This is a genomic window from Lysinibacillus phoenicis (assembly GCF_047238325.1).
Classification (GTDB): Bacteria; Bacillota; Bacilli; order Bacillales_A; family Planococcaceae; genus Lysinibacillus; species Lysinibacillus irui.
The window spans coordinates 2,081,048-2,098,906 of record NZ_JBDFMP010000002.1 but is presented as its reverse complement, the minus strand read 5'-3'; the positions used below and the strand labels follow the sequence as shown (position 1 = coordinate 2,098,906).

Below are 17,859 nucleotides of genomic sequence, written 5' to 3'. Positions count from 1 at the left end.
CCGCTCGAAAATGGGTGAGAAGTGCTCCAAAGTAGGGTGTCTCCACTCGAAAATGGTGGAAAGGCGCTCCAAAGTAGGCAGAACCCGCTCGAAAATGGTGGAGAAGCGCTCCAAAATAGACAGGACCCGCTCCAAAAAGGTGTGGAAGCGCTCCAAAGTAGGATATCCCCGCTCGAAAATGGTGGAAAGGCGCTCCAAAGCAGGTTGCCCCGCTCGAAAATGGTGGAGAAGTCTCCAAAGTAGGGTGTCTCCACTCGAAAATGGTGGAGAAGCGCTCCAAAGTAGGGTGTCCCCGCTCGAAAATGGGTGAGAAGTGCTCCAAAGTAGGGTGTCCCCGCTCGAAAAAGGTGTGGAAGCGCTCCAAAGTAGGATGTCCCCGCTCCAAAATCGTGTGGAAGCGCTCCAAAATAGGATGAGTCCGCTCGAAAAAGGTGTGGAAGCGCTCCAAAATAGGTTGAGCCCGCTCGAAAATGGAGGAGAAGCGCTCCAAAATAGGTTGAGCCCGCTCGAAAATGGAGGAGAAGTGCTCCAAAGTAGGGTGTTCCCGCTCGAAAATGGGTGAGAAGTGCTCCAAAATAGGGTGTCTCCACTCGAAAATGGTGGAGAAGCGCTCCAAAGTAGGGTGTCCCCGCTCGAAAATGGTGGAGAAGTGCTCCAAAATAGACAGAACCCGCTCCAAAAAGGTGTGGAAGTGCTCAAAAGCATGACCAACCCGCTCGAAAACAGGTGAAAACCGCTCCAAACCCCGACAACCCTGTCGAATTGAACAAACAAAAGCCTCTCTAAAACACATTAATTTTAATTCATCTTGCGTCCTTCCTTTTGTATGCGTTATAATTATGACCAGTTACTAATAATTGATAGTAAGAAAGCTGAGGGGTTGCTATATGAACGCAGGTATTATAGGAATAGGCAAATATGTTCCTGAGAAGGTCGTTACAAATTTTGATTTGGAAAAAATAATGGATACTTCGGATGAATGGATTCGTACTCGAACAGGCATTGAAGAACGTCATTTTGCGGCAGATGATCAGGAAACTTCAGATTTAGCAGTAGCTGCTGCAAAAGAAGCTATTGCAAAAGCGGGTATTACGCCTGATGAAATTGGTTTAATACTTGTAGCAACTGTAACACAGGATCAAACTTTTCCAAGTGTAGCATGTATGGTTCAGGAACAACTCGGAGCAGTGAACGCTGCGGCGATGGATCAAGCTGCAGCATGTGCAGGATTTATATATAGCTTAGTGACAGCGAAGCACTTTGTAGAGGCAAATGCTTATAAATATGTCTTAGTAGTAGGTGTTGAAAAGCTGTCGAAAGTCATTGACTGGAACGATCGCAATACGGCTGTATTATTCGGTGATGGTGCGAGTGCAGCTATTGTTGGACCAGTATCTGAAGGCAGAGGTATTTTATCATTTGAACTTGGTGCTGATGGTACAGGCGGCAAGAATCTTTATTTAACAAAGCAAGACACGATTGCGATGAACGGTCGTGAAGTGTTTAAATTTGCTGTTCGTCAAATGGGTGAATCAGCGGTTAATGTGTTAGATAAAGCAGGATTAACAAAAGAAGACGTTGATTTTTTAGTGCCGCATCAGGCAAATATACGTATTATGGAATCTGCTCGTGAGCGATTAGAGCTACCACCAGAAAAAATGTCAAAAACGATTCATAAATACGGAAATACTTCCGCAGCTTCTATTGGTATTTCCTTGGTAGATGAGCTCGAAGCAGGTAAGATAAAAGAGGATGATTTATTAGTCCTTGTTGGTTTTGGTGGCGGCTTAACTTGGGGTGCCGTAGCCATGAGATGGGGAAAATAAGAAGGAAAAATGCTTGAGGGGAGTAAGACAATGAGTAAACGACGAGTAGTAATTACAGGAATTGGCGCAGTTACACCATTAGGAAATAGCATTGAAGAAACATGGGCAAACATTAAAGCTGGTAAATCTGGTATTGGTGAGCTAACACGTTTAAATAAAGATCTTTTTGCAGCAAAAATTGCAGCAGAAGTGAAAGATTTTGATATTGAAAAATATATTGATCGTAAAGAAGCTCGTAAAATGGATCGTTTTACGCACTACGCGTTAGCGGCTTCAATTATGGCAATGGAAGATGCACAGCTAACAATTGATGAAGAGCTAGCTCCTCGTGCAGGTGTATGGATTGGCTCTGGAATCGGTGGTATGGAAACTTATGAACAGCAGTTTTTAACGTTCCAAGAGCGTGGCGCTAGACGTGTTAGTCCATTCTTCATTCCAATGATGATTCCTGATATGGCTTCAGGTCAAGTATCCATCCACTTTGGTGCGAAAGGTATTAACTCTTGTTCTGTAACGGCATGTGCTTCAGGAACAAACTCAATTGGTGATGCTTTCAAAGTAATCGAACGTGGAGATGCAGATGTTATGATTTCAGGTGGTGCTGAATCACCAATCGTAACAATGGCAGTAGCAGGCTTCTGTGCCAATACTGCTTTATCATTAAATCAAGATCCACAGGCTGCATGCCGTCCATTTGATAAAAACCGTGATGGTTTTATTATTGGAGAAGGTGCCGGTATTGTCATTTTAGAAGAATATGAACATGCAAAAGCTCGTGGTGCTAAAATCTATGCTGAAGTTTTAGGTTATGGTGCAACAGGAGATGCTCACCATATTACAGCTCCTGCTCCAGAGGGCGAGGGCGCAGCACGTGCGATGATGCAAGCATTGGAAGATGGTGGAGTAGAGCCATCACAAGTTGATTATATTAATGCGCATGGCACAAGTACGCCATACAATGACTTATTTGAAACGCAAGCCGTTAAAACTGCTTTTGGTGAGCATGCTTATAAGCTAGCGATGAGCTCAACAAAATCTATGACAGGTCACTTATTAGGTGCAGCTGGTGGTGTGGAAGCTATTTTCACAGCATTAGCCCTTAAAGAAGGTATCTTACCGCCAACAATCAATTTAACGGATCCAGATCCTGAATGTGATTTAGATTATGTTCCAAATGAAGCGAGAGAAGCAACGATTCAATATGCAATGAGTAATTCTCTTGGTTTTGGTGGTCACAATGCAAGTCTTCTATTCAAAAAATATGAAGCATAATATCTAAACTAGAAAAAACGTCAGCCAAATTTAAACGGCTGACGTCTTTTTTTATAGTTTTGTGAATACATGATAAGTAAGAAGAAATAGAAAGGATGCCTCTACTTATGTTTCGTCTCTTTTTATTTTTAGTAAGCTATGGCTTAATGATCCTCTCTGTAGGGAATCTCATATTGTATTTAAATTACCGTACGCTAGGTTATTCCTGGAAGGTTGTTTTTAAATTTATTTTTCAAACAACGGAATTTTATATGGCGATAGGGGCCTGCATCATCATATGCGCTGTCGTTCTTGATTTAGGCTTTGATCGTTCCACTGATAAGCTTTAAATTGTTAGCGACGCGCACGGCCTAAGCCCATTGCTTCTTCCATACGTTTTAAAGTGGCACTTGCAATGGCATTTGCTTTTGCTGCACCTTCATCTAGAATGGCATCTAATTCAGATGACTCTACTAAATGATAGAACTTTTCTTGAATAGGAGTTAGGTGTTCAATAACCGCTGTTGCAACACCTTGCTTGAATCCACCATAACCAATGCCTTCATATTTTTTCACTAAGTCATCAATAGATACACCTGAAATAGCTGATTCGATTGTCAATAAATTTGAAACACCTGGTTTATTTTCCACATCAAATGCTACAACACCGTCTGAATCCGTAACAGCTGATTTGATTTTTTTCTCAATTTCTTTCGCTGTATCAAGTAAGCGGATTGTTGCCTTTGTATTTGGATCCGATTTACTCATCTTTTTTGTTGGCTCTTGTAGTGATTTAATACGAGCACCTGCTTTTGGTAATTGAATTTCTGGAATCGTTAGGACATCCCCGTAACGTTTGTTAAAGCGTTCTGCTAGGTCACGTGTTAATTCAATATGTTGTTTCTGGTCATCGCCGACAGGAACAATGTTTGTATTATAAAGTAGAATGTCTGCAGCCATTAACGGTGGGTATGTTAAAAGAGCGGCAGAGACGCTTTCCTTACCGTGTGACTTATCTTTAAATTGTGTCATACGTTCAAGCTCCCCAATTGAAGCCACACATTGTAACATCCATCCTGCCTGAGCGTGTGCAGGTACCTCTGATTGAATGAATAATGTAGATTTTTTAGGATCAATGCCAGTAGCGATATAGGTAGCTGCTAGCTTGCGAATGCTTTCGCGTAATTCCTTTGGATCTTGTGCCACAGTAATTGCATGCTGGTCAACGATGCAATAAATAGCGTTTCCTTCATCTTGTAATGCAGGGAATTGCTTAAATGCCCCTAAATAGTTCCCTAATGTTACGATTCCTGTAGGCTGTACGCCAGAAAAAATAGTTGTCATGAAAATTTCCTCCTCGAATTCAAGTTCCGCGGCTTTTAGCCAGCGGCGTAACTTTCATCATTAAACCGATTGATGAAAATAAAAAAACATCATGCGTCCTCATTAGATTTTTTCTAAAGAAGGGACGAATGATGTTTGAATCCGCGGTACCACCCAGCTTGCCTAAAAAGGCCACTCTGCTTCGTAACGTGAAGTGACGAGCTTTGCTAGTTGCTCAAGTAGCGTTCACAAAGCTAACTCGGAAGTCCATTCCACATGCCTCCACGATCTGTTTGCAGCGACCACAGACTCTCTAAACGTGAAATATGCATATGTACTACTCTTCGTCAGCGTTTTTCTCAATTCAAATTGTTTAAATTGATTTTATTGCAATGAATTATATTATAAAGATTCCATTGTGTAAAGTCAGACTTTTGACTGTGTTTTTTTTCATAAAAAAATTATATGCTTTTTCTGTTGTGTAATAATGTTATAAATTTATACTTTTTTATTAAAAATATGTTTCGCTGTACACACCAAATTGACAATTTTCTCGTTTAATTTTTATAAATGAGAACAACTAAGATCCAAGCCTAGATGTTTAAAATGCATTGAAAGTGGGAATGTTAATAGTAGCACATAAGATAGTAGAAAATACGCTACATTAAAAGATGTATAAAAAGAAAGAATATTTAGTTGTGGGTTCAGTCTTTTTTTATTGGAACTATATTCAAATACAGCGGAGTACTGTATAATGGTACTGTGTATTTTACTTTACATTAATTCTAATTTAACACTCTGGTTCTGGTTTTAGATAATAATTTCGAAATGAAAGGATGTGTCAGAATGATCGTAACCCTATTTACATCACCAAGTTGTACCTCTTGTCGTAAAGCGAAAGCTTGGTTAGAGGAGCACGAAATTCCATATACAGAACGTAATATATTTTCTGAGCCACTAAGTATTAGTGAAATTAAAAAAATTTTACGTATGACTGAAGACGGGACAGATGAAATTATTTCTACTCGTTCAAAAATATTCCAAAAATTAAATGTAGATGTTGAAAGTTTACCACTACAACGTTTATATGAATTAATTCAGGAGTATCCTGGTTTATTACGCCGACCAATCATTTTGGATGAAAAACGTCTCCAAGTTGGCTATAATGAAGATGAAATTCGTCGCTTCCTACCTCGTAAAGTTCGAGCATATCAGCTTCAAGAAGCGCAGCGAATGGTGAATTAAAATTACCCATTTTGAATAATATATGTAGTAGATGTTACAAATGTGGAATGCATGTTGTGACATCTATTTTTTTATGTTTTACTTATGTAAAACCTTCTATATGAAGTATAATAATTAATAGGAAAAGTCATATATTTCCGTTAAAGTATGTTAAACTTGATTTAAGTTAAATAGTTTACTACAATTTCAATAATTCAAATATCTTCTGTGAAACGGTGTATATCCTTTTCATTTTATGACAGAACAGCATACAATAGAGTTAGAGACAACTGTGAACAAAATAATCGATGTTTACGGTGTACTCGATGGTTTAACTGTAGTGTGGTCAAAGGTTGAAAAACAAATGCGGTATGAAGGTTAAAAACAAAGAATAAAAGCATACTAATGAAACAAAACTGTTTTTCGACATATGACAGTGAAGGGAGATGAGGTCTAGTGGACATCGAACGTGTAAATGAAAATACACTCAAGCTCTTTATTACGTACAATGATATAGAGGATCGCGGCTATAGTCGTGAAGAGATTTGGTACAATCGAGCAAAGGGTGAACAACTTTTTTGGGATATGATTGATGAAGTAAACACGGAGGATTATTTTGATGTAGAGGGTCCGATTTGGATTCATATCAATGCATCTGAAGTTGGCTTAGAAATCATTGTCACACGTGCACATATTTTAAAAGACGGTGAAACATTAGATGGTCATTCGAATTTTGATGAACACAAAGATATGTTTGCACCATTCGATGAAGTTGGGGAAGATCTTCTTAGCCAGCTAACTCAATTTGGTGACATGGATGAGTCAGAATTATTTATGGATACAGACATTTATGTTTATAAATTTAAAGATATTGATGAGTTAATCCCTGTCGCAAAACGAATGACAGACGAATTAGTGGATTCCTCATTATTCAAATATGAAGATTGGTTCTATTTAGTTGTTGATTTTGGTAACGCAGATGAGGAGTTAAATCGTCATGATAGAAATGCGGTCATCAAAGAATTTTTAACACCATCCAATTTCACAATTCATCGTCTAGAGGAGTACGGTGAAAAGATAATGGAATTTAATTGCTTTGAAACAATCCGAAAATATTTTGTTTAAGCATTGGATTACCTGATTTGTTAGACTGCAGTGAAACTCGTTCATGATCGAGTTTCACTGCAGTCCTTTTTTTATCCTTATAAATTTTTAGACCGCATTTCTTTAATTTCAAGAAAAACAGCTTATTTCTTTGTGATAGCCATTCCTCTCTACTATAGTTGGCTAAAAAGGAGCTGATTTGATGCTTATTGCTTATAACAATCAACAGCAGCTATTTCTCCCATATCAATATACGAGGAAAGCTTTACAGCGATATAGGCGACAGATGAAATTTTTTTGTCCACAGTGTCTTGAACCTGTTCAATTGAAAATAGGTCACTCTAAAATTCCACATTTTGCCCACCTCTCAAATAATAAATGTTCACAATTATTTTCAGAAGGGGAATCTAAGTTACATCTACAAGGTAAAATTCAAATATATGAATGGTTAAAAAAGCTTAAATATAAAGTGAAACTGGAGCCATTTTTAAATAAGCTTTCTCAGCGTCCAGATATACTTGTTACAATGGATGACAAGCATTTTGCTTTTGAATATCAATGTAGTACAATCCCCCACGAAATATGGGACCGACGAACAGAGGGTTATGAAAAAAATGGCATACAAGCAATTTGGCTTTTTCAAACTCCTCAAAGCAAAGATACTTTAAGTGGTATATGCAAAATTAAAATTCCTCCTTTGCTGCAAAAAGCGTTTATCTTGGACGCAGAAGAATTACCTTATTTAATAACCTATAACGCTAAGACAGCACATTTTATTTATTGGACGAATCTTCTTCCTATTCATGGGCATACTTTCATAGGCAAAGTACAAGTAATTCCAATCGATCAACAGCTCTTCCCTTTTTATCTACCCAAGCGTATTACCCAAGCAGAATTTCAACAATATTGGCAGTTGTATAAACATGCTTGTAGACAGTTTGCATACGGACGCCTTTTACATAGCAAAAAGGGTACGCAAGATTCGTTTTTACGGACCTGCTATGAGTTAAAGCTTTCTTTAACTGCTATGCCTTCTTACATTGGAATACCAGTAAAAGAAGGAGCAGCAATCTCTTTGTTTACAAGTGAATGGCAGACGATGCTGTTGCACTTTAGTAAACGACTAGGCATGCAGTCATATGAATTAGATAGGGACCTTATTCAGCAATTTTTAAGGGAGCACCAAATAGAAAGGACGGAACAGGCAATTAACGCTGTTCAGCATTACGGCCACTTCCTAAAAAACATAAAGCAAGGAAATCATTCGCAAGATATTTATAAGCAAGTGTATGCACATTTATTTGCAATTGTCGCAATATATTGAGAAAATATGAGAGTAAAAGGAAAAAAGCACATATTAAGGGGGCTGGCATACTTGGCTAGTAATAGTAATAAAGTTTTGGTAAGAAATGAAGTACCAGAAGAATTAACTTGGCGTTTAGAGGACATCTTTGCAACTGATGCAGCTTGGGAAGAGGAGTTTAAGGAGGTTGCAGAGCTTGCTAAACAAGCATCTAGCTATGCAGGTACTTTAAACAATGGAGCAGAGGCATTATTAGCGGCTTTACAGTATCACGATCATCTTTATGGACGTGCCATGAAGCTCTACACATATGCTCACATGCGTTACGATCAGGATACGGCAAATGGCTTTTATCAAGATATGAATAGCCGTATTCAAACATTGGCAACTAGTATCTCAGCTGGCCTAGCGTTTTTAACACCAGAGATTCTGTCTTTAAGTGAAGAAACAATTGAAAGCTACCTAGCAGAAAATCAAGATTTACAATTATATAAGCAATCTTTAAAAGAAATTACCATGGCACGTCCACATGTACTACCAGCTGAACAAGAGGCATTGCTAGCTCAAATGTCTGAGGTTACTGGTACAGCTTCCAATGCATTCGGCATGTTAAATAATGCCGATATGGTTTTCCCTCATGTGAAAAATGAAGAGGGCGAAGAGGTACAGCTTACACATGGTAACTATATCAAGTTTTTGGAGAGCAAGGATCGCTCTGTACGTGAGGGTGCGTTTAAAGCCATGTACGAAACTTATGGTAAATTTAAAAATACGTTTTCAGCCACATTAACTGGTAATGTAAAGAAGCATAATGTAAACGCTCGTATTCGTCATTATGATTCTGCTCGCCATGCAGCGATGTCTAATAATTTCATTCCACAAAATGTTTATGATCAGTTAATTGAAACGATTCATAAGCATTTACCAGCAATGCAACGTTATATTTCATTGCGTAAGAAGTTATTAGGTGTGGATGAATTGCATATGTGGGATTTATTTGCTCCTCTTGTTAAAGAAGTGGAAATGAAGGTTACTTATGATGAGGCGAAAGATATTTTAGTGAAAGCATTAGCACCATTAGGTGAGGAATATCAAAGCATCGTCCAAAACGGCTTGGATAATCGTTGGGTAGATGTTTTAGAGAATAAAGGTAAACGAAGTGGAGCCTATTCATCAGGTGCATATGGTACGAATCCGTATATTTTAATGAATTGGCAAGACAATGTAAATAATCTATTTACATTAGCACATGAATTTGGCCATAGTGTTCATAGTTATTATTCACGAAACAATCAGCCATTTGTATATGGAGACTATTCAATCTTTGTGGCAGAGGTTGCTTCTACATGTAATGAGGAGCTATTGAATGACTATTTACTGAAAACAATTGATGATCCTCAACAAAAGATATACTTACTAAATCATTGGTTAGATGGTTTTAGAAGTACGGTATTCAGACAAACAATGTTTGCGGAGTTCGAACATCTTATTCACCAAATGGATAAAAATGGTGAGTCATTAACGGCAGATCGTTTAACTGAAGTTTATTATGAATTAAACAAAAAGTACTTTGGTGATGATATTGTTGTGGATGAGGAAATTGGTTTAGAGTGGGCACGTATTCCACACTTCTACTATAATTACTATGTATATCAATATGCGACGGGTAAATCAGCCGCTACAGCGTTAAGTAAACAAATTTTAGAGGAGGGTCAACCAGCTGTAGAACGTTATATTAATAACTTCTTAAAAGCAGGATGCTCTGATTTCCCAATTGAAGTACTAAAGGCTGCAGGTGTAGATATGAACGTTGCTAAGCCAATTGACGATGCATGTAAGGTTTTTGAAGAGCGTTTAACTGAATTGGAAAAATTATTGTTAAATAATTAATTAAAAGGACTGTAGGAATATTCCTATAGTCCTTTTTTAGTTATTGTCATTGTAATTTGAAATAAAAGAATAATGATTTTTTTTGATTTATAAACAGTTTAAAATTGTGCATGTTGGATAAATACTGTTTGTAATCGCTTTCTATTTGACAAATTTGTGAATCTACTATTAGTTTCATTGCTAAATATATTATTCCATGATAGAGTAATTCTTGTGAAATAAATCACAAAACAAACATACACCCCTTTGTTTGAACGTGAACATTTCTCCCATCCCCTTTGTGAAAAAGAAGCGTCTCTATCGGTCGAGGATAGAGGCGCTTCTTTGTTTTTTGAGTAATTAAAAGCAACAGGGACCCCATTATAAATTAGTGGAGTCCCTTCCTTGTTGCTTATTGTATTATTTAAGACGCCATAACGTAGCGTGAGTTGTCTGAATTCGTTCAAGTTTTTGTTGTAGCATGCGTTTCTTTAGTTCACGCTCTGCTGCTTGCTCTGTTAATGAATAGATAAAAGCTATTTCATTTGTAGAAAGAGTATGGAATTTAGAAAATAAGTCCTCTATTGATGGTAATGGCTGGCGTACAAGTTGTTCGCTCAGCATTTCTTGTAAAATATGTTCATAAACTTCATAGGAATAGCTGCCACTAACTTTAAGCCCCTCATCTTCAATACATTCATTGAAAAATACGATGCTTGGCACTTCGTCAACTTCCATTTCACGTTTAATATATAAATCGCATTGGAAGGCTCGTGCTGCTTCCTTTGAGCCAAAGTCTACAGTGAACTCATTCATATCAAGCTGAACATCCTCTGCAATTTTTAAAAGAGTAGCATAGGAGTTTACATCTTGATGGCTTAATAAAACATATTCTTGTAGTTTCGATAAATAGCGTGCACCTGCACGTTTTCCCTGTAATTCAGCTGCTTTAATCGCAATAGAAGGTAACACAGGGTGATTAATATCAAGTTCGATTCCTGAAATACAACCTTTGACACGCTTACTTAAGCAGTTTAATGAAGTAAGCTCTGTGCTTAAAACATAGCGCCATGTAAAATAATGGTTGTATTCAAGCTGTAATTTACGAAGAGTCGCTTGCATACTGAAAGCTTCAGGGCAAAGTGGATCTACGAAAATATACAATTCAATTGGCTTATTAGCAGTAGAAATCGTTGGCGTCGGATCTTGTAGCATTTGAATATTATTCACGTAACAATTCCCCCTCATCGTCATTAGGCGTATTAACCATGTGATGAGCTGTTAATACTAAACGTTGATAATAAGTTTCACGGAACTTCCCTTCCAAACCTACCTCATCCATTGCTTCTGACATACACTCTAGCCAAGCTTGAGCGCGGTCAGGTGTTATCGGAAAATTCATGTGACGTGCACGCATCATTGGATGTCCATGTTCTTCAGTAAAAAGATTGGGTCCACCTAAATACTGTGTTTGAAATTGAATTTGCTTACGGGCTGTCTCTGTCAAATCCTTTGGAAAGATTGGAATAAGATCAGGATGCTGAGCAACTCTTTTATAGAACGCATGAATAAGTTCTTCCAGTTTTTCAGCTCCCAGCTCCTCATAAGGAACAGTGTATTTTCGACTCATAAGTTATATGCTCCTTTAATTCTTTATATCGTAAAGTATCATTTTTTCTGATCCAACAAATGTTTTTGTACCTAATGCGAAGCGTCAGGCACAGAAGACTATGAATGCTTGTTTTATCAGCGAGGCAAATTGATATACTTCGTCATCAGTAAAATGTGAATTTCTTGTGACTACCTTCATTCTATCAACGTCTTTTCGTTAACACAAACAAAGAGCTCTTTCGAATTGTTGTTCGCTAAAAAAGCACAAATTTCACCACAGAGGGTGAAATTTGTTGGAAAAGGCATAGAGAACAGGGAATATGCGGTTTACACCGTAAAGTAATTCATCACTTTTTTGACATAATTCTGTGTTTCCTTGAAAGGAGGGATACCTCCATATTTTGTAACACGTGATGCGCCAGCATTGTAGGCAGCTAATGCAAGTGTAGGATCATTATTAAATTTATCTAGCATTTGACGCAAATATTTCGCTCCAGCCATAATATTTTGTTCTGGGTCAAAAGCGTTTGTCACGCCTAAATATTGAGCAGTTGTAGGCATTAATTGCATTAAGCCTTGTGCTCCCGCATGGCTTACTACGGTTGGATTAAAATTAGATTCTTGTTTTATAACAGCTGCAATAAGCTTTGCAGGTACTTGATAAGTAGCAGCTGCTTTTTCAATAATAGCGGCATACTGATTAGCTCCTGCTAGTGAATTGGCATAAGCGGTAGAGCCTATTACATCATCCGAAACATAGGAATCAAGCTTTTTACTAGTAGATGTGTTAGCTAATGCATGTTTGACAGATTCAGGGATAAAAACAGCATTAGAGCCTTGGTAAAGCAATGATTCCAATGGACTTGATTCGGACGTATTTGCTAGCATTGCCAGCTGATTGACGAAATCTGAATTATTAGCTGTCCCTGTTGCAAGCAAGCTAGATAATTTGGCATTGCTTGCAGTCGAGGCATCTCCTAATAACTCATTGATCATGTCAGAAAAAATAGAATTATTGTCAGTCAGGTTGTTTGGTGATGAATTTTCAGCAGCGCCAAGTGTTTGCAATGCTTGAATTTCTAGTAAAGATTTTAGTGATTGAATATCCAAGGAGTTAGTCACCTTCCGTTATATTTATACTATTATGAATTTTGTGCTTGTAGGGCCTTCATAAAGCGCGCTATTTTTTTATCTGTAGCTTGTTTTTTAATTCCGTATTGTTGTAAAAATTCGTCGAAAATTGTATTTCCTTTTATTGCATCTTTTGCTTCATATTCTACCTCATAATCATCACACTGCAAATAGTAAGAATGGTCAAAAACGAGAAGTCCCTCTTTATAAGGAATTTCGACACGATCCGTAGTGAGAGAACCAAAAATCTGCAATTGTTCCAAAGGAATTTGATAGAAGTCCAATCTTTTAGCTACCTCTATGGCATAAAACCCTTTACCATCTAGCATTTGCTGTGCTTGTGCTGCTGTAAGTTCATCCGTCGTTTCAAGATGAGCGTGCTCGGCATTTTTCTCTTTGAGGGTACATTCATAATAATCACCAATTTGTCTAATACGCAGTCCACTCTGTAGTTTGCGAATAGCCTGAGTAGGTGTGTCAAAATAATGATTTGTTTGTCGATGAATAGCATTTTGACTTATGTGGAAGTCTTCTAATAACTGCTCATATTGTTGTTTTGTTAATAGATTTTTAAATTCAATTTCAATCTCTTGTGTCATTTATATTCACCTATTTATTTTTTTATTTTTCATTCGTTGTTTCGCTTGAATTAATATTTACACACTGCAACTATTTACCCTGTGTGATAAAATAAGAGGAAGAGTACAACGAAAAGGGGAACCGCAGTGCGTAAAATTTATACAATAGAAACATCGAATTTTGAACAAGATCAACTTCATTTTAGTTTAAACGACAATGAAGTAAATTTACAGTTAAAACCTGCTGGACAACTCATTGCAGATTCAGATGACTTTGCATTTATTTATTTACTTGATGCAGGTGAAGACTATCATTACTTGCGTTTTCCGCCGAGTAGTTGGGAGAATCTTGTACATATTTTACAAAAAAAGAAAAATCCAATACTACGAATAGGGAAAGAAACGATTGAACTGACAAATTTTTACGAAGAATTGGAAATGCTCGTGTATAATATTGAAGGAAATTTCAATTACGGGGCAGAATTTGTCCAAGCGGTGGAACAACACTTCAAGACAATTCTCGCTGAATAGAAAGACAAAACGAACAGACGGTGATGTTCGACCGAATGTCGGGAGGTTTTTACAATGGGACAATGGGAAATATTTTTAAGTCCTTATAAACAAGCAGTAGACGAATTAAAAGTAAAATTAAAGGGCATGCGTTCTCAATTTGGAATTGTGAATGCCAATTCTCCAATTGAATTTGTAACTGGACGTGTAAAGCCCTTAGCAAGTATATATGATAAAACGTTAGAAAAAGGATTAGCTTTTGAACCTTCTAAACAACTTGGTGATGAACTTGGCGATATTGCTGGCCTTCGTATTATGTGTCAATTCGTTGATGATATTGCAACGGTAACAGAGCTTATTCGTCAGAGGAAAGATATGCGTGTAGTAGAAGAACGTGATTATATTACACATAATAAACCAAGTGGGTATCGCTCTTATCATATGATTGTTGAATACCCGGTTGAAACGATTCAAGGGAAAAAAGTAGTATTAGCTGAAATTCAAATACGAACATTGGCCATGAATTTCTGGGCATCTATTGAGCATTCTTTAAATTATAAATATAAGGGCATGTTCCCAGAGGAAATTAAAAACCGCCTGCAAAGTGCAGCAGAGGCAGCATTTCGATTGGATGAGGAAATGTCATCAATTCGTAGTGAAATTCAAGAGGCACAGGCTTACTTTAGTGAATACAAAGAGGCATCGAATCCTAATTTACTATCGGAGAAGGAGCGTGACGCACAATGAAGTTTTCGATACAATCACGTAGAGATGCACAATCCAATGAGTTAATGGAGCTAGCTAAAACCTATTTACAGGACTTTGGCTTAACATATGATGAGGAAACACCAGAAATCGTAGTTTCTATTGGAGGAGACGGTACGCTGTTGCATGCCTTTCATCGATATTCTCATTTATTAGATCAGGTAGCCTTTGTAGGTATTCATACGGGTCATTTAGGGTTTTATGCGGATTGGAAGCCATCAGAGTTAGAAAAGTTAGTTTTGTCCATTGCTAAAAAAGACTTTAATGTTGTAGAGTATCCACTGCTAGAAGTAAAGGTAGAGCATCATAATGCTGAATCCAACACGTATCTTGCTTTAAATGAAGCAACAGTCAAATCGCCAGATGTAACACTTGTTATGGATGTCGAACTCAACGGTAATCAGTTTGAGCGTTTCCGTGGAGATGGTCTTTGTGTGTCAACTCCTTCTGGTAGTACAGCTTATAATAAAGCGCTCGGTGGGGCGATTATCCATCCTACGTTAGCGGCACTGCAGATCACAGAAATTGCGTCGATTAATAATCGTGTATTTCGGACTGTTGGTTCACCATTAATTTTACCAGCGCATCATCATTGTGTCTTACGTCCAGTAAATGATCAGAATTTTAATATGACCGTTGATCATTTACAAATTACACAAGGTGATGTGAAGGCCATTGTATTTAATGTAGCAAATGAAAGAGTACGCTTTGCTCGTTTCCGCCCCTTCCCATTTTGGGAACGTGTGCATGAGTCCTTCGTCGCGAATGAGTAAGATGGATACAAGATTTAAACTACGCTTTATTGCTAACAAAAAGGGCCAATTATTACGAGAAGCTCTTCAGGAATGGCGTATTTCTAAGCGAGCTTTAACCGCCATTAAATTTGATGGCGGCTTGTTGACTGTGAATGGTGTTGAACGTAATGTAAGACATGTTCTTGATATTGGTGATTGTGTGGAAGTGACCTTTCCCCCTGAGGAAAGAAGTGACGGGCTTGCTATTGAAAATGGTGATTTGACCATCGTATATGAGGATGACGCAATCCTCGTCCTTGATAAACCAGCTCATCAAAGTACGATACCCTCACGAGAGCATCCAACCAATAGCATTGCAAATGTAGTTTGTGGTTATTTTCAGCAACAAGGATTAGCTTCCACAGCTCATATTGTCACAAGGTTAGACCGAGATACATCAGGCTTACTCTGTATTGCCAAGCATGCACATATTCATCATTTAACGGGACTTGCTCAACGTCATGGTCAAATTTCAAGACAATATGAAGCCATTGTGCATGGACATGTTGTACAAGATGTCCAATCAATTGTGGCCCCTATTGGACGCAAAGAAACCAGTATTATTGAGCGAGAGGTACGTCAAGATGGGCAATATGCACATACTGATGTAACGGTGTTAAAAAGGTTTTATTTTAATAATGAACCAATGACACATATAAAGCTTCGACTCCATACAGGACGTACGCATCAAATTCGTGTTCATATGTCTTATTTAGGATATCCACTTATTGGAGATGAACTTTATGGAGGAAATCGCCAATATATTGGCCGCCAAGCATTGCATTGTGTGTCTTTAGATATGGAGCATCCTTTAACAAATCAAACATTAAAGTTCTCAAGTTTGCTCACTGAAGATATGCAAAGATTGCTAAATGAATCTTCCGCTTAAATTAATGACATAAGGAGATGTTCGCACAACGGGCATCTCCTTCATTTTTGCTATAGAATTAGGATGGAGAGATTTTCTTTACATCTTTTTCATAAATAAATGACAAATATAAGGTATAGTAATATAGAAATCTTCACTTTTTTAGGGGCAATATCCAATTTCAAGGAAGTTCATGAAAATACGCATTGAAAAGATATAAAAAAGGGTTTGCAGAAAGGGTATAATACCCTCTATTATATAGAAGGTAGATTTACGGCATTGCCCGTAAAATGATTGAAAGCTCGGAAGGAGGGGACAAGCATGATAGAGGAAAGAAATGAAAAGGATGATGTGCAATTTGATGAGGCACATCTACGAGAAATGCTCGAAGCACATAATATTGACGCATTCCGTGATGAGTTTTTAGAACTTCATCCATATGATCAGGCAACGTTTTACGAAAAGGTGGAACCTGATATAAGGAAGATTATCTATTCGTTCTTGTCTCCGACGGAAATGGCTGATATTTTTGAGGCAATCGATATCGAAGATGATGAGTATAAAGCATATCTTGCTGAAATGGATCCTTCATATGGTGCAGAAATGCTTTCTCATATGTATGCTGATGATGCGGCTGATGTCTTGAATGAACTGGATATGGCCCAACGCGAAAGTTATTTAGAAATGATGGATGAGGAAACGGCTGAAGAAATTAATGAGCTACTAAGCTATGATGAATATACAGCTGGTTCTATCATGACCACTGAATATGTCGCTATACCAGAAAATTCAACCGTACGTTCAGCGATGGCCATTTTACGTAAAGAGGCACCAGATGCAGAAACTGTTTATTATATTTTTGTAGTAGATGAAGAACACCGTTTGACAGGTGTTATCTCATTACGTGATTTAATCATTGCTGATGAGGATACACTTATTCGTTCCATTATGAACGAACGTGTTGTCATGGTACATGTAGGTGATGACCAAGAAGAGGTTGCACAAATTATGAAGGATTATAATTTCTTAGCAACACCGGTTATTGACGATAAAGGTGAACTTCTTGGTATTATCACAGTTGATGATATTATTGATGTTATTGATGAAGAAGCGTCGGAGGATTACTCAAAATTAGCCGGTATTTCGGATATGGATAAGTTTGATGTAACTCCATTCCAAGCAGCTAGAAAACGTCTGCCTTGGTTAGTGGTACTACTGTTTTTAGGTATGCTTACGGCCAATTTAATGGGCCAATTTGAGGATACTTTAGATAAAGTAGCTTTATTAGCTGTCTTTATTCCGCTAATTTCAGGGACTTCCGGAAATAGTGGAACACAAGCATTAGCTGTAGCGATCCGAGGTATTGCCACAGGAGACGTGGAGGAACATAGTAAATTTAAGTTACTACTTCGTGAAGCGGGTACAGGCTTAATGTCTGGTATTGTTTGTGGATTAATTGTTATTGGTATCGTTTATTTTTGGAAACATGAACTCGTTCTAGGAATGCTAGTAGGAGCAGCCCTTTGTGGATCCATTTTAGTAGCGACATTAGCAGGCTCATTTATACCGTTGTTAATGCATCGTTTGAAAATAGATCCAGCGGTAGCATCAGGGCCGTTTATTACAACTTTAAATGATATTACAAGTATTTTGATTTACTTAGGGCTAGCGACAGTTTTCTTAAGTCAAATAGGCTAAGAAC

The 17,859-nt window shown here is 37.7% G+C and carries 19 protein-coding genes and 1 other annotated feature; of the genes, 14 read left to right on the top strand and 5 right to left on the bottom strand.

What is annotated here, in order from left to right:
* Positions 1 to 36 precede the first annotated feature (36 nt).
* The 5 genes from ABC382_RS12085 to ABC382_RS12065 all read left to right on the top strand — a co-directional run bounded on the left by ABC382_RS12085 (position 37) and on the right by ABC382_RS12065 (position 3,427).
* Positions 37 to 243 (top strand): hypothetical protein, encoded by a 207-nt coding sequence (locus ABC382_RS12085; protein WP_412926840.1) that lies wholly within the window; start codon positions 37 to 39, stop codon positions 241 to 243.
* 70 nt (positions 244 to 313) lie between these two features.
* On the top strand, positions 314 to 562 hold the full coding sequence (locus ABC382_RS12080) for a hypothetical protein (protein ID WP_412926838.1): 249 nt from the start codon (positions 314 to 316) through the stop codon (positions 560 to 562).
* 325 nt (positions 563 to 887) lie between these two features.
* Positions 888 to 1,826: a beta-ketoacyl-ACP synthase III gene (locus ABC382_RS12075; RefSeq protein ID WP_274795690.1), complete on the top strand. Its 939-nt coding sequence runs from the start codon at positions 888 to 890 to the stop codon at positions 1,824 to 1,826.
* A 30-nt stretch (positions 1,827 to 1,856) separates the two neighbouring features.
* Entirely contained in the window at positions 1,857 to 3,098 is a 1,242-nt protein-coding gene (gene fabF / locus ABC382_RS12070; protein WP_274795691.1) for a beta-ketoacyl-ACP synthase II, read from the top strand.
* Between the two features lie 107 nt (positions 3,099 to 3,205).
* Positions 3,206 to 3,427 (top strand): YuzI family membrane protein, encoded by a 222-nt coding sequence (locus ABC382_RS12065; RefSeq protein ID WP_274795692.1) that lies wholly within the window; start codon positions 3,206 to 3,208, stop codon positions 3,425 to 3,427.
* Between the two features lie 4 nt (positions 3,428 to 3,431).
* Here ABC382_RS12065 and trpS read toward each other — a convergent pair whose 3' ends face one another.
* Positions 3,432 to 4,421: a tryptophan--tRNA ligase gene (trpS, locus tag ABC382_RS12060; protein ID WP_274795693.1), complete on the bottom strand. Its 990-nt coding sequence runs from the start codon at positions 4,419 to 4,421 to the stop codon at positions 3,432 to 3,434.
* Between the two features lie 117 nt (positions 4,422 to 4,538).
* Positions 4,539 to 4,760 (bottom strand) — a binding site (T-box leader).
* Positions 4,761 to 5,249: 489 nt separating this feature from the next.
* On the opposite strand from trpS, the gene spxA reads away from it, so the two are divergent.
* From spxA to pepF, 4 genes are all read left to right on the top strand, one after another.
* Positions 5,250 to 5,645 carry a transcriptional regulator SpxA gene (spxA, locus tag ABC382_RS12055; RefSeq protein ID WP_025116803.1) on the top strand — a complete coding sequence of 132 codons (396 nt, stop codon included), beginning with the start codon at positions 5,250 to 5,252 and terminating at the stop codon, positions 5,643 to 5,645.
* A gap of 435 nt (positions 5,646 to 6,080) precedes the next feature.
* The gene (gene mecA / locus ABC382_RS12050) at positions 6,081 to 6,749 is read left to right on the top strand and encodes an adaptor protein MecA (RefSeq protein WP_412926837.1); all 669 of its coding nucleotides are present in this window, start codon (positions 6,081 to 6,083) and stop codon (positions 6,747 to 6,749) included.
* Between the two features lie 181 nt (positions 6,750 to 6,930).
* On the top strand, positions 6,931 to 8,052 hold the full coding sequence (locus tag ABC382_RS12045) for a competence protein CoiA (protein WP_412926836.1): 1,122 nt from the start codon (positions 6,931 to 6,933) through the stop codon (positions 8,050 to 8,052).
* Between the two features lie 51 nt (positions 8,053 to 8,103).
* Positions 8,104 to 9,921: an oligoendopeptidase F gene (pepF, locus tag ABC382_RS12040; protein ID WP_341385626.1), complete on the top strand. Its 1,818-nt coding sequence runs from the start codon at positions 8,104 to 8,106 to the stop codon at positions 9,919 to 9,921.
* Positions 9,922 to 10,320: 399 nt separating this feature from the next.
* On the opposite strand, the gene ABC382_RS12035 is transcribed toward pepF, so the two are convergent.
* From ABC382_RS12035 to ABC382_RS12020, 4 genes are all read right to left on the bottom strand, one after another.
* On the bottom strand, positions 10,321 to 11,130 hold the full coding sequence (locus tag ABC382_RS12035) for a DsbA family protein (protein WP_312504833.1): 810 nt from the start codon (positions 11,128 to 11,130) through the stop codon (positions 10,321 to 10,323).
* Positions 11,123 to 11,530 carry a globin domain-containing protein gene (locus tag ABC382_RS12030; protein WP_012292959.1) on the bottom strand — a complete coding sequence of 136 codons (408 nt, stop codon included), beginning with the start codon at positions 11,528 to 11,530 and terminating at the stop codon, positions 11,123 to 11,125. Before ABC382_RS12030 ends, ABC382_RS12035 begins: the two co-directional genes overlap by 8 nt.
* Before the next feature lie 308 nt (positions 11,531 to 11,838).
* Positions 11,839 to 12,621 (bottom strand): lytic transglycosylase domain-containing protein, encoded by a 783-nt coding sequence (locus tag ABC382_RS12025; RefSeq protein WP_312504830.1) that lies wholly within the window; start codon positions 12,619 to 12,621, stop codon positions 11,839 to 11,841.
* Positions 12,622 to 12,653: 32 nt separating this feature from the next.
* The gene (locus tag ABC382_RS12020) at positions 12,654 to 13,241 is read right to left on the bottom strand and encodes a CYTH domain-containing protein (RefSeq protein WP_412926835.1); all 588 of its coding nucleotides are present in this window, start codon (positions 13,239 to 13,241) and stop codon (positions 12,654 to 12,656) included.
* Between the two features lie 126 nt (positions 13,242 to 13,367).
* Here ABC382_RS12020 and ABC382_RS12015 point away from each other — a divergent pair, with 126 nt between their 5' ends.
* From ABC382_RS12015 to mgtE, 5 genes are all read left to right on the top strand, one after another.
* On the top strand, positions 13,368 to 13,751 hold the full coding sequence (locus ABC382_RS12015; RefSeq protein ID WP_274795700.1) for a UPF0738 family protein: 384 nt from the start codon (positions 13,368 to 13,370) through the stop codon (positions 13,749 to 13,751).
* A gap of 54 nt (positions 13,752 to 13,805) precedes the next feature.
* Entirely contained in the window at positions 13,806 to 14,477 is a 672-nt protein-coding gene (gene yjbM / locus ABC382_RS12010; RefSeq protein WP_274795701.1) for a GTP diphosphokinase, read from the top strand.
* Positions 14,474 to 15,268 carry an NAD kinase gene (locus tag ABC382_RS12005; RefSeq protein WP_274795702.1) on the top strand — a complete coding sequence of 265 codons (795 nt, stop codon included), beginning with the start codon at positions 14,474 to 14,476 and terminating at the stop codon, positions 15,266 to 15,268. The genes yjbM and ABC382_RS12005 overlap by 4 nt, the downstream gene beginning before the upstream one ends.
* 1 nt (position 15,269) lies before the next feature.
* Positions 15,270 to 16,178, top strand: a complete 909-nt coding sequence (locus ABC382_RS12000) for an RluA family pseudouridine synthase (RefSeq protein WP_312505135.1) — start codon at positions 15,270 to 15,272, stop codon at positions 16,176 to 16,178.
* Positions 16,179 to 16,478: 300 nt separating this feature from the next.
* A complete protein-coding gene (gene mgtE, locus ABC382_RS11995) occupies positions 16,479 to 17,855 on the top strand; it encodes a magnesium transporter (protein ID WP_312504826.1) in 1,377 nt (458 codons plus the stop codon).
* Positions 17,856 to 17,859: the final 4 nt, after the last annotated feature.